This window comes from Moraxella atlantae NBRC 14588, from assembly GCF_001591265.1.
Lineage (GTDB): Bacteria > Pseudomonadota > Gammaproteobacteria > Pseudomonadales > Moraxellaceae > Faucicola > Faucicola atlantae.
The window spans coordinates 1-11,457 of record NZ_BCUL01000034.1; the positions used below are offsets into that span (position 1 = coordinate 1).

An 11,457-nucleotide genomic window follows, 5' to 3' on the forward strand; every position below is an offset into this window, starting at 1 on the left:
TATTACAGTTTTAACTATATTATTCGCCAAACAGCAACTTGCTGATGGTCTTTGGTGGTGACTAGATTTAAAGTTTGTTCAATCATTGCTTGAGGTCTCATATCCTTATGATGTTTATTTGCTTCAAACCCAGTTACTTTACACTTAGCGGTTTAATTAAGCTACTTACTTGAGCTATTTGCTTCAGTTATTAGGCTTGGCTACTTACTCAACTTCAATATTCTAAAGGCACCCTGAATAACTAAAGCAAATACGATGCTACCAATAATCAAATCAGGCGTACTCGAGTGTAACCAATTAACCAAAATCCCTGAAACAATTACCCCTAAATTGATAACCACATCGTTTGAAGTGAAAATCGTACTGGCTTGCATATGGGCTTCTTCTTTGCTTTTCGATTTTTGTAGTAAATAGAGGCAAATCGAGTTTGCAATTAGCGCAAGAATCGATATGACTATCATGGTAGAAAAGTCAGGTAACTGCTCATTGCCAAAGAAACGTCTTAGTACTTCTAAAAAACCAAGAATCGCCAGCGTAATTTGAAAATATCCGGCAATTCTAGCAATCCGTTTTTTCTTAATGACCGTTCCACCGACCGCAAATAAGCTAATTCCATACACGAAGCTATCTGATAACTGATCTAAGCTGTCGGCGACCAACCCCATCGAACGAGAAATCAGTCCCATGCTCATTTCAATAATAAAGAAAGCAAAGGTAATGACCAGCACTATCCATAGTAGCTTTCTTTGCTCAGCATCTTTTTTGTGACTAGAGTCAGCATCAACTTTAAAATTATTGTTGGGATCAGAGGGGTCAATGGTTTCGGTCGAGAGTAAGGTGTCTCCTAATTTTAGGTCATGAATAGCAGTCTCTATCCCTTCTATATTGTCATGATGAAACACAGTTAATTGACGGTTAGGAATGTCGAACTCAAGATGTTCAATATTCGAGTGGCCCTCTAATTTCATTCGGATTAGGTTTTCCTCCGAAGGGCAGTCCATCTTCGATATTTTAAAAGTTGTTTTATTCATAGCTACATTTATATCCGGGTGGTGGTTCAAAAACTAGGCTGGAAAAAACAGGCTGAGAAATTGATAAATAGTGAAATGCAAATGACATTATACATCAAATGCCCAGCCTGTCTAAGTGACAATATAAAGAAAAATGGTTTCAAAAGCTATGGTAAGCGAAACTATAAATACAATGACGTGTAGTAATTCAGACTTCATCTGACAGTTACCCATAAAAGGACGCTGGCTGTCAGATTAAATTTGAGCTAAATTTTTTTGCGCCCAAACTGCCTTACCATCAAATAACGTTTGCATTGGGGTACGACCACAACACATTTTGCCCTGATGAGTACGCTCATTATTGTAGAAGTTTAACCAAATGTCTAGGTCAGACTGCAACTGTTCGAGTGAACTGTACAGATTTTTCCTAAACGTTACCTGATAAAACTCCTGCAAAATCGTCTTATGAAACCGCTCGCAAATGCCATTGGTCTGAGGTGAACGAGCTTTGGTCTTAGTATGCTCAATATCACTCATTGCCAAGTACAGCTCATAATCGTGGTTTTCCACCTTACCGCAATACTCTGTACCTCTATCCGTTAAAATGCGCAGCATTGGTAAATCATGTTCTGCAAAGAACGGCAATACTCTGTCATTGAGAAAGTCTGCTGAGGTAATTGGCGTTTTAGTCGTATAGAGCTTGCAATAAGCCACTTTGCTATAGGTATCTACGAAGGTTTGCTGATAGATACGTCCAACACCTTTTAGATTGCCAACATAAAAAGTATCTTGTGAACCCAAATAACCAGGATGAGCCGTTTCGATTTCACCACAGGCAATGTCATCTTCTTTTTTCTTCTCAAGGGCGACAACTTGTGATTCGGTGAGAATAATACCATCAGTCGCTACTTTGTCTTCTAGAGCTTTAAGACGCTTTCTGAAGTTCTCTAGGTCATTACGAAGCCAGATTGAACGAACACCACTGGGTGAGACAAATACGCCCTGTTTGCGTAGCTCATTGGATGCTCTGACTTGTCCATAGGCAGGAAATTCGATGGCGTAGTCAATAACAGCTTTTTCAGTGACTTCATCGACACGATTCTTTAGGTTTGGTACTCTTCTTGAACGGTTAATTAACGCATCAACACCGCCTTGCTCTGCCATTTCTTGGTAACGGTAAAAGGTATCTCGTGATACGCCCATGACCTTGCAGGCTTTGGAGACGTTTTGCAGTTCTTCGGCTAAATTGAGCAAGCCTACTTTATGTTTGATGATGGAATTGGTAGTATGGTACATGAGAAAGTTACTCCATTAGGTTTGAGTTTAGACACCTTTATCCTATATGGGTAACTTTCTTTTTTCAATTAAGACTGTCAGATTAGGTCTGGACTAATACACATTATCCAACACCAATACACGTTTTGGATAATTACCATTTTCATCTTTTGGCAAAGATTGTGCTAATGTGTGTAGCCAATCTTCAACGGTCACACGTTTACAACCACCTTCAAAGGTAATAGGCGCGATGAGTTTAAACTCATTTAATCGCATGGCTCCCATTAAGTTTAAGCGTTTACCCTTATTGGCATCGATTTTGGCATAACAAGGTTTGCCAATAGGCGACCAACTGCGGGTGTAATAATGCAGTATTTCAATCGATTCTCTTGCATAAAGGCGTACTTGGCTACAGGTTCTTGGCAAAGTACGCCGTTGCCTTTTTTAGGATTTCTCGTTCCTCGCAGGCGATTTTGAGTTGTTTTTTAAGGTCTTTGATTTTATCCAAAGCGGCTATGAGTTCAGGACTATGATTTTGCGTGCCTACAAGTACACCGCTTTCAGCCTTCTTATGCCAGTTTGCTAGTGTGTTCATGGGTATAACTAGTTCTTTAGCCGTTTGGCTGATATTGCCATTATTTTCTTTGACTTTGACGATGGCTTCGGCTTTGAAACTTTCGCTGTATTCTACTCTTTTCTTGGTCATGGTAAACTCCTGTTTTGTGGGTTAGTTTACCAAATATTTTTCTCCGTTTTTTTTCAGCATACATCATACGCTTTAATACCTGCAAATCCGCATGGTGGTAAATGTCGGTATTGCGTCCGTAAGGGGTAAATGCCGCTGCGTCTGACATTTTATTTTCTCGTTAAAGGTTGGCTAAGTTGTGGTGATAGCATTGTTTAAACAAGGTTTTTATCCTATTTTTTAGACCACGATAGCAAAAAATCGGCTTGGTTTAAATCAAAAATTTGGCTATTTAGTCAAAAAAAGTTTATATTGAAGTTTTCAAAACATAAAAGCTATTCGAGATACCTAGAATATATTTTTCCAAGTTTTCCCTTATACTATCAGCAATCCCACTATTTGAGTGACGCTTATGGCGGATCTTCCTGCTATCTTATGTGCCATCACCTTTCAAGGCAATGCCAGTAACGGTTTACAACAAGACACTTTTTTCTTTATTGATACCTGTTATCAAGAAAAATTAGGCATTACGCCTGTCGCCATTTGCGACCAAGAATTTTGTGTCGCTGTATCCGACGGTGTGGCAGAATCGCCCTTATCTCAATACGCCAGTAAAGCCGTGGTAAAAGCCGTAGCTGAAGAATGGCAAGCCTATCTTGCTGAACCCAATTCGCAACACCCCAGCATGAATATTGAGCGAATTTATGAAAAAGTCGCTACTTCGCCACGCAAATATCGTGGAGCAAGTGCCACGCTTGCTTTACTGTATCGCCCGATAAATTCACCCAATCAAGTGGTGATAAAACACATTGGCGACAGTCGGGTATATCATTTTTGCCATCTTGAGCAGACCTGGCGATGTCTGACCCGTGACCACAATGTCCTTAATGAATTGCTCGATGAAAAAGCCCAAGTCGAAGGTAAACCCGTTGATTTCGGTGACTATAATGCCGAAGGGATGGCAAGGTCACTGTATGCCTTGACCGATTGTCTTATCGTGGATAGTGATTTAGATAATAACCCGATGCCCACTTACGCCAGTCAAACATTAACCGTCCAAGCGGGCGATGCGTTGGTAGTGTGCAGCGATGGCGTGCATGACCTAGTGCCGAGCAATGAATGGCAGGGGATTGATAAAGATACCGATTTGCAAGATTGGTTAAAGCAGTTACGCAAGCAGATTTATGCGTCCGATGGTCGGGCGTATGACAACGCCACCGCCATTGTGGTGCGGTTTGATGGATAAGAAATGTTCGTAAAAAAGTGTAAAAATGGGGACGTTGTAGGTCGTCTAAAAACATAATAAGTTAGGCAGAATAATTTTGGAAAGTTAAAAGAAGTTTCAGGCAGGATTTTCAAAAAATCGCATGTATAAACTAACAAGGACAACTCATGAACCATCAAACCGCATTACAGCACTTTGCTGACCATCTAAAACACGCCGATGGCTTACTGATTACCGCAGGGGCGGGTATGGGCGTGGATTCGGGTTTGCCAGACTTTCGAGGCGAAGAAGGATTTTGGCGGGCATACCCACCATTGCGCCATCTCAATCTTAATTTTGAGAATATGTCCACGCCAAAGCTATTGGATGAACAGCCAAGACTTGCATGGGGCTTTCAAGGTCTCATGCTAAAAAGTTTTCGAGAAGTTCAGCCCCATCAAGGGTTTTATCTCTTGAAACAATGGTCGGACAACTTGCCTAATCTTAGCCACGGGTCGTTTATCTTTACCAGTAATGTCGATGGCGAGTTTCAAAAAGCAGGCTTTCGTGAAGAGCAAATTTTTGAAATTCATGGCTCGGTCTATTGCTTGCAATGTGCCAATAACTGTAAACCTGCCATTTGGTCATCCGATGTTTTCGAACCGATTGTTGATGAAAGCCAATGTCAGTTAATCAGTGATTTGCCCACTTGCCCTTATTGTGGCGGTTTGGCTCGCCCCAATACACGGCTATTTGATGACTATCGTTTTTATCCTATGCGCGAAGATGAAAAAGAACGCTATATGAATGATTGGCTAAAAAAAGTAAATGATTTAGCGATTATTGAATTAGGGGCAGGTACGTCTATCGCAAACGTAAGAAACTTTGGAGAAAAACTGGTGCGATATAGCAAAGACAAAACCGTCAGTTTGCTTAGAACCTGTTCACGATTAAAAAATATGCTAGGATAAGCGACATAATCGATTAATAACCGAGTAATTCACCATGAGAAAATCCTATCCAAGCGACATTAGCCGAAAACAATTTGAGCACATACTACCCATTCTAGAAAGTGCAAGGAAGAAGACCAAACCAAGAACGGTTGACCTTTATGACGTATTTTGTGGGTTATTGTATGTACTAAGAACAGGTTGCCAATGGCGACAGCTGCCCCATGACTTTCCCAAATGGCGCACCGTCCACTCGTACTTTCAGAAATGGAGCGAACTTGATGACAATGGCAACAGCATTCTTGACCAAGCCTTAAAAAAAATTAGTCAAAAAAGCGCGAAAGAAGGACAAACGTAAGGGCAAAACCAGTTTTATCATCATCGATGCTCAAAGTGTTAAGAACACCGATACCGCTAAGCACAAAGGCTATGATGCCGGTAAGAAAGTATCAGGGATTAAACGTCATATTGCGGTAGACAGCCAAGGCTTGCCGCATGCTATCTGTATTACCACTGTCAATATCACCGACCGTGACGGTGCTAAAACGTTACTTCGTCAAAATAGCAAACGATTAAGCCGCGTAAACAATGTGATGGTTGATGGTGGTTATCGAGGTGAGCCATTTGCCAATAGTGTAAAGACCCTTTTAGGCGAAACCGTTACCACAGAAGTTGCCAAAAGAGATGAACTGCATACGTTTAAAGTCATACCAAAGCGATGGGTTGTAGAACGTTCGTTTGCTTGGCTTGAGAAAAATAGACATCTATGGAAAAACTGTGAGCGTCATTTAAATTCGAGCCTTCAATTGACCAATCTTGCTTTCATCGCTTTGTTATTGAAAAGATTGTGAACAGGTTCTAACAAAAATTCTTTTAAATTCTTTATCACTAACCTAACCAAAAAATGGAGATTAAAATGATTTACGCTCTCAAAGTAAATAGTAAAAATGCTGAACGTGTTTATAATTCCTTGCTAGAAGGGGAAGGACGTTTCGGATGGAGTTATATTGAATCAGCAGATTTAAACCTTTTGAAAGAAAAGGAAAAAAATGAAGGCTACAATAGCCTAACAGATGATGAAAAAAGCTGTTATCAATATTTTCTACTAGACTTGAAAAAAGATAATTACGTTGTTTACATTAACACCCCCACCTATGGTAAATGCACCCTTGCTAAAGTGGAAGATGGCTACTATTGGGATTTTGCAGATGATGATTTCAATCATCGTTTTAAAGTTGATAAAAGCTCAGTCAAAACTTTTGATAGAAATAGTGAAAGTGTCCATCCACTTATTAAATCCCGTCTAAAATTACAGGGCAGATATTGGCGTATTCGTTTTAAAGATGAATTTGAGCAACTGGTTAACATTTTAGAGAATGGTTATTCTGATAAAGAAAATACCACGAAATCGAATGTATTATTTTTAAACAACGACATTCAACCCTTTCTTAAAGAAATCACTAGAAAGATTCATAAAACCCATCCAAACTATGATTTAGAACGATTAATGAAATCAATTTTTGAAAATGTTGATGGTGTTTCTAATGTTGAATGGATTGGTGGGGCGGCTGACCATGGGGCTGACCTAATTGTTACCTATAAGTCTGGCTTACCCATTGCAGGTCTTGAAACAGATGAAAGACTGATTGTACAGGTAAAATCTTTTGAAGGCGTGCATAGTGACTTACAAGCTATCAAAGATATTAAAAGAGCCTACGAACATTTCCCCAAAATTAGCATGGGGCTAATAGTTTCAACAGCAGATGAAATTTCAAAAGAATTTACTGAAGCCTTAACTTCCTTACAAGAAGAAATCAATATCCCTGTATCTGTTCTGTACGGTTCTGATTTAGGTTTGTTTATTTTGCAAAATGGTGGATTGGATTTATGAGATTAGGAAAATCAACTTAATTTTTAAATAATTTTCTCTAAGCCGAAGGTTAGAAAACTTTCTTCCAACCCATTTCGTATCATAGCCTTATCCCAACCACAAAGGACAAGGCTATGAACGAACAAACCATCTGGTACGGTAAACCATCGCACCTACTCAACTTCAAAACCTACCTATTTTTATACCACCGACCACGAAATTCACCTGTCCCCCATTCGCCAAGGGCAACAACTGCGAGAAGTTATCCGCCAACTGGTCGAAGGTCGTCGTAGCGGAATGCGAGTTTCTGAAGTGGACTTAATCAACTACCTTAACTAACCTTTAATGCTAAAAGGATAAAATCATGCCTGTTATGTCAAAACCCAGTGCCATTCGCTTGTTACGCCTGTATGAAAAACTGCCCCGTAGCGAACAAAAAGCCAAATCCATTGCCGAACTGATTGACAGTTTTGGCGATGAAAAAACCGAAAGCCATGCCAAAGCCCTAAAAAGCGACCTTGAAAAACTTGCCGAAGAATTTGGCTCTGATGCTGTCATACGGATTCCCGACTGGTCAGAAGACGTAAAGGGCAAAACCCCCAAATATTACCTACACCCCGACTTTACCCTAGACAGCTACGACAACGACGAGTTATTCTTTTGGGAAATGCTCGACAAATTCACCGCCCACTATCTGCCACACGATATACACCAAAAACTGGTCGAAAAGATTGCCAGCGTGCATAGCCGACAACAAAAGCAATATCAAGCCAGTACGCTCGGGCAATGGAAAAATCATATCATTGCCTTGCCCAGTTTGCTAAACGCCCCGCAATTTGATAATCAAGTGATAGCGACCATCCAACAAGCCATTCTCGACCATAAAACGCTAGAATTTGATTACCGTAGAAAATGGGAGCAACAGCCCGAAACCAAGACCATTTACCCTGTCGGTCTGGTGTTTATTGATAACATGATTTATCTGACGGGCTTTTATGCAGTAGGCGATAGTATTCGTATGGATACAATTGACCAATTATGTGAACATCGTAATTTCGCCATTAATCGCATCATCACCGCCAAAATTATTGATGAAACGATTCCAGTATGGGTGGAGAAATTTAACCTCGATTACCTTAATAATCTTGGAAAACTTGAATACCATCTTACTGACTGGGGCGAAAAAATCGTGTTAAAACTGAAAATCGAACATTATGCAGGCGACCATTTGCGGGAACGCCCACTGTCGGACGACCAAACGATTGAGCGATTGGATGATGACCATTTACTGCTCACCGCCACCGTAATGAATAGCGTACGGTTGGTCGATTGGCTAGTAAGTATGTCGCAGTTATCGGAAGTGCTCGAGCCAATTGACGTGCGAGAAGCGGTTAAAAACCGCCTGCTTGATGGGTTAAATTATTATCAGTAACTCTGCACACGACAAAAAAATAAAAAAGTCTGATAAAACAAGGCATAATAGTAATTTTTTCGACGAATTAAACCATGCCAAATCTTATCAGACTTGAAAGTATATTAGCCCAAAACCTAAAGCTACACAAGGCAAAAATCAACTGCATCAGCCAAATGATAATAGGTTTGATAACCGCCCAAAGTAGCAACCTAAAAAAGATAGCAAGGCACTTTCCCAATACAACACAAACCGACAGCAACTACCGACGCATACAACGGTTTTTAGCAGACACCGAACTTGACGAGCGTAAGCCCCCGACCATCCCCCTATTGAGATGGTTTCCAGCAATGTGGTAGCAGCTCATCAATCTGGCTATCAGGATGTGTTGGCAAACGTCTCAGCACATCCGCCAAATACGCATAAGGGTCAAGCCCATTCAATCTAGCTGACTGAATCAGCGACATAATATTCGCCGCCCGCTGACCACTCTCAAGCGACCCTGCGAACAACCAATTCTTACGCCCGAGAGCCCAAGGGCGCATCTGATTCTCCGCCCAATTATTATCAATCGGCAAACTGCCATCATCCAAATAACGTGTCAGAGCCTGCCACCGTTTCAAGCAATACTCAATCGCCTTGGTAATACTGGCATTCTTAGTCGTACCCAGCCTTTTCTCCTGTAACCACGCATAAAGCCTATCTGCAACTGGTTTAGCCTTCTGTTGCCTGATTTGCCTAACGACTTGGGCATCTCTAGGCGTTGGTGATTGGTTTTTCTCAAACCGCTCATCAATCTCACGCTCAACGGCATACAGTGATTGAAATAACGCTAGTGCCTCAATGCTAATAAGACTCTGCCCTGTCACATGAAGCTCATGAAACTTACGTCTAGCATGAGCCATACAGCCCACTTCAATCACCCCTCGCCCAAATAATGGCTTATAGCCGTTATAGCCGTCGCAAACAAGCTTGCCCTTAAAGCCCTGCAGAAAAGCATTGGGATACTCACTACCCCGACCTTGGGTAAAGTCATACACCACCGTTTTGATTGGACTATGCTGCGGGGTTACATACGCCCACACATAACCTTGTTTTAACTTGCGCTTAATATCTTTGGTACCGTAAGCGTTTAAAATCTTCACAGGGGTTTCATCGGCATGCACAATTGGCTGAATGAGCATGAGTTTAATTAATCGATTAACTAAAAACCCCAACTGCACCCCACAGCGTCCGACCCAATCGGCTAAGGTTGAATCGGATAAATACACCCCGCTACGCTGATAAATCAGGCTTTGGCGATACAGGGGTAAATGGTCAGCGTATTTACTGATAAGCACATGAGCCAGTAGCTCAGGCGTGGCAATGCTTTTATCGATGATTTGGGCATCGGTTTTGGCTTGAACCAACCGCTCACGGTTACACGCAGCGTTACGACAGGTGTATTTGGGACAAACATGACGCTCACGGTAAAACTGCTTTGGTACAAAGCCAAGTTTGTCTTGAACATCTTGACCAATTTGCGTCATTTGACAGCCACACTCACAGGTGGTTGACGGTGGTTCGTGGATGATGGTGTGAATGTCGAGGTTGTCAGGGATAACGAGGCGTCTTTGTCGTTTGGGCTTGGTTGGTTTTTCTGATAGTGTGCCTAATTGGTTATCCGACTTTTCTTCAAGTTCTTGAGTAGTAAGCGTTTGAGCATCAATCGGCTTGTTAGCAAGCAGTTTGGATCGCTCGTCATCACTAAGATTGGCTAAGAAGTTGTCATGGGCTTGTTCAAGCGATGCCAGGTCTTCTAGGGCGGTTTCTTGGTTTAAGTGGGTTTGTTTGGGGGTTAAGCCTTCGCTTTTTTGCCCAAATAGACGATGAATAAGACGTTGCTGTTTGGCAATGGCGTCAATGAGTGCTTGGTTGATGCGAGCAAGTTCGGCTTCGTATTGCTGCCTTTGCGCATCGATTTGTTTGTCGTATTGTTGTTTGAGTTGCGCTGCTTGCTGTTCGTAATGTTGTTTTTGTGCATCAAGTTGTTGGTGAAGCTGAGCGTTTTGGGCTAATAGCTCAGCGTAGCTTGGGGCAGTAGAGTCGGATGGTAGGTTTGCGGTCATGGCAGTAGTGTGCCATAACCGCTATCGGTTGTCAGCTAACGGGCGGTGATAGTTGAGATTTAGCGGGCTTATGATAAAGGCAGGTTAGGTCAGCGGCGTGAGTATGTCTTTGCTTAGGTTGTGCCAAGGCAGTCCGCTGACAAGGGCGTTGAATTGCTCGTGGCTGATGGTGAGTCCTGTGGTTGAGTTGGTCAGGCTGTGATGTCGCATGAGGCGTTCGCCAAGTCCGTGAAATCTGCTATCATCCAGTGTTCGGGTACATAGCCATATGCCCAGTCCATCATGAATGAGTATTTTTAGCCGGGTGCCTGTTTTGTTGTAAAATAGGTAGGCACAGTGTGGGCGGATGCCTGGGTGGTGCTGTAGGATAAAGGCGAGTAACTTGTTGCTGCCACTTCGCATGTCCATGGGTGCGGTGGATAGCCATATTTGTTGGGGGTTGATAAGGGGATTCATTGTAGCCCCCGTAGTAGTTCGAGTAGGCTGTGATTATCGATTTGGGCAATGCTTAGTTTTATGGGCATTGTGTTGTGAGTGGGGATTTGTAGTTCTATACCTGTCAGGACTGATGACCTGGATGTGCTCTGGTCGATGATTTGCTCATGGTTTGGTTCTGGCGTTACGTTGATAGGGATGAATGTTGAGTGGTTGCTGGTGGCGTTGTTGTCGATGCGTGCGGGTAGTTGGTTGGTTTGGGCTTGTTTGGCTTTTTGTGCTCGTTTCCAGTTGTGTAAGAGATTCTGGTTGATGCCGTTGTCTCTGGCTATACTGGCAATTGACCGCCCTGAGCTTATCGCTTCTTGTACTAGAAATTCTTTGAATTCGTCACTGTAGGTCTTGCGCTTGGGTTTGTTGGTTGCCATTTTAATGTCCATTTAGTGAAATCATGGACATTATCTCGCTTTAGTTTACGGTGAAATAGGTGGGATGGTCGGGGGCTTACC

At 42.1% G+C, this 11,457-nt stretch carries 11 protein-coding genes and 2 pseudogenes; 6 read left to right on the plus strand and 7 right to left on the minus strand.

All coding sequences use genetic code 11. From position 1 onward, the window contains the following. Window positions 1-200: 200 nt before the first annotated feature. The gene (locus MA2_RS10040; protein ID WP_067059442.1) at window positions 201-1,031 is read right to left on the minus strand and encodes a cation efflux transmembrane domain-containing protein; all 831 of its coding nucleotides are present in this window, start codon (window positions 1,029-1,031) and stop codon (window positions 201-203) included. Window positions 1,032-1,106: 75 nt separating this feature from the next. Between MA2_RS10040 and MA2_RS11165 the strand changes: the two are divergent. Next, a pseudogene (locus MA2_RS11165) lies at window positions 1,107-1,208 on the plus strand (transposase-like zinc-binding domain-containing protein); the annotation flags it as partial. A gap of 57 nt (window positions 1,209-1,265) precedes the next feature. On the opposite strand, the gene MA2_RS10045 reads toward MA2_RS11165, so the two are convergent. The 3 genes and pseudogenes from MA2_RS10045 to MA2_RS10050 form a co-directional block, all read right to left on the minus strand. Further along, window positions 1,266-2,306 (minus strand): IS481 family transposase, encoded by a 1,041-nt coding sequence (locus tag MA2_RS10045; protein ID WP_067059444.1) that lies wholly within the window; start codon window positions 2,304-2,306, stop codon window positions 1,266-1,268. Between the two features lie 93 nt (window positions 2,307-2,399). Then, window positions 2,400-2,711: a transposase gene (locus MA2_RS10965; RefSeq protein WP_082781985.1), complete on the minus strand. Its 312-nt coding sequence runs from the start codon at window positions 2,709-2,711 to the stop codon at window positions 2,400-2,402. After that, window positions 2,651-2,991, minus strand: a pseudogene (locus MA2_RS10050) (transposase); the annotation flags it as partial. The gene MA2_RS10965 and the pseudogene MA2_RS10050, both read right to left, overlap by 61 nt. Window positions 2,992-3,382: 391 nt before the next feature. Here MA2_RS10050 and MA2_RS10055 point away from each other — a divergent pair. The 5 genes from MA2_RS10055 to MA2_RS10080 all read left to right on the plus strand — a co-directional run bounded on the left by MA2_RS10055 (window position 3,383) and on the right by MA2_RS10080 (window position 8,426). Continuing rightward, a complete protein-coding gene (locus MA2_RS10055) occupies window positions 3,383-4,216 on the plus strand; it encodes a PP2C family protein-serine/threonine phosphatase (RefSeq protein ID WP_067059467.1) in 834 nt (277 codons plus the stop codon). 146 nt (window positions 4,217-4,362) lie between these two features. Further along, window positions 4,363-5,145: an SIR2 family NAD-dependent protein deacylase gene (locus tag MA2_RS10060; protein ID WP_067059448.1), complete on the plus strand. Its 783-nt coding sequence runs from the start codon at window positions 4,363-4,365 to the stop codon at window positions 5,143-5,145. 34 nt (window positions 5,146-5,179) lie between these two features. Next, window positions 5,180-5,975 (plus strand): IS5 family transposase gene (locus MA2_RS10970; protein WP_115253967.1). Its coding sequence is split into 2 segments (ribosomal slippage): window positions 5,180-5,440 and window positions 5,442-5,975, totalling 795 coding nucleotides; the frame shifts between segments, so codons are not numbered across the junction. A 65-nt stretch (window positions 5,976-6,040) separates the two neighbouring features. Then, window positions 6,041-7,015: a restriction endonuclease gene (locus MA2_RS10075; RefSeq protein ID WP_158080597.1), complete on the plus strand. Its 975-nt coding sequence runs from the start codon at window positions 6,041-6,043 to the stop codon at window positions 7,013-7,015. Between the two features lie 343 nt (window positions 7,016-7,358). Next, the gene (locus tag MA2_RS10080; protein WP_067059457.1) at window positions 7,359-8,426 is read left to right on the plus strand and encodes a helix-turn-helix transcriptional regulator; all 1,068 of its coding nucleotides are present in this window, start codon (window positions 7,359-7,361) and stop codon (window positions 8,424-8,426) included. Window positions 8,427-8,734: 308 nt separating this feature from the next. Here MA2_RS10080 and tnpC read toward each other — a convergent pair whose 3' ends face one another. The 3 genes from tnpC to MA2_RS10100 all read right to left on the minus strand — a co-directional run bounded on the left by tnpC (window position 8,735) and on the right by MA2_RS10100 (window position 11,376). After that, window positions 8,735-10,513, minus strand: coding sequence for an IS66 family transposase (gene tnpC / locus MA2_RS10090; RefSeq protein ID WP_067059461.1), 1,779 nt, complete (start codon window positions 10,511-10,513; stop codon window positions 8,735-8,737). 84 nt (window positions 10,514-10,597) lie between these two features. Next, window positions 10,598-10,969 carry an IS66 family insertion sequence element accessory protein TnpB gene (tnpB, locus tag MA2_RS10095; RefSeq protein ID WP_067059463.1) on the minus strand — a complete coding sequence of 124 codons (372 nt, stop codon included), beginning with the start codon at window positions 10,967-10,969 and terminating at the stop codon, window positions 10,598-10,600. Then, window positions 10,966-11,376: a transposase gene (locus MA2_RS10100; protein WP_079352279.1), complete on the minus strand. Its 411-nt coding sequence runs from the start codon at window positions 11,374-11,376 to the stop codon at window positions 10,966-10,968. The genes tnpB and MA2_RS10100 overlap by 4 nt, the downstream gene beginning before the upstream one ends. Window positions 11,377-11,457 lie beyond the last annotated feature (81 nt).

Excerpts from the sequence above, each read along its gene's own strand:
- MA2_RS10040 (WP_067059442.1), bottom strand. The coding sequence starts at position 1,031 with ATGAATAAAACAACTTTTAAAATATCGAAGATGGACTGCCCTTCGGAG.
- MA2_RS10045 (WP_067059444.1), bottom strand. The coding sequence starts at position 2,306 with ATGTACCATACTACCAATTCCATCATCAAACATAAAGTAGGCTTGCTC.
- MA2_RS10055 (WP_067059467.1), top strand. The coding sequence starts at position 3,383 with ATGGCGGATCTTCCTGCTATCTTATGTGCCATCACCTTTCAAGGCAAT.
- MA2_RS10060 (WP_067059448.1), top strand. The coding sequence starts at position 4,363 with ATGAACCATCAAACCGCATTACAGCACTTTGCTGACCATCTAAAACAC.
- MA2_RS10075 (WP_158080597.1), top strand. The coding sequence starts at position 6,041 with ATGATTTACGCTCTCAAAGTAAATAGTAAAAATGCTGAACGTGTTTAT.
- MA2_RS10080 (WP_067059457.1), top strand. The coding sequence starts at position 7,359 with ATGCCTGTTATGTCAAAACCCAGTGCCATTCGCTTGTTACGCCTGTAT.
- tnpC (WP_067059461.1), bottom strand. The coding sequence starts at position 10,513 with ATGACCGCAAACCTACCATCCGACTCTACTGCCCCAAGCTACGCTGAG.
- tnpB (WP_067059463.1), bottom strand. The coding sequence starts at position 10,969 with ATGAATCCCCTTATCAACCCCCAACAAATATGGCTATCCACCGCACCC.
- MA2_RS10100 (WP_079352279.1), bottom strand. The coding sequence starts at position 11,376 with ATGGCAACCAACAAACCCAAGCGCAAGACCTACAGTGACGAATTCAAA.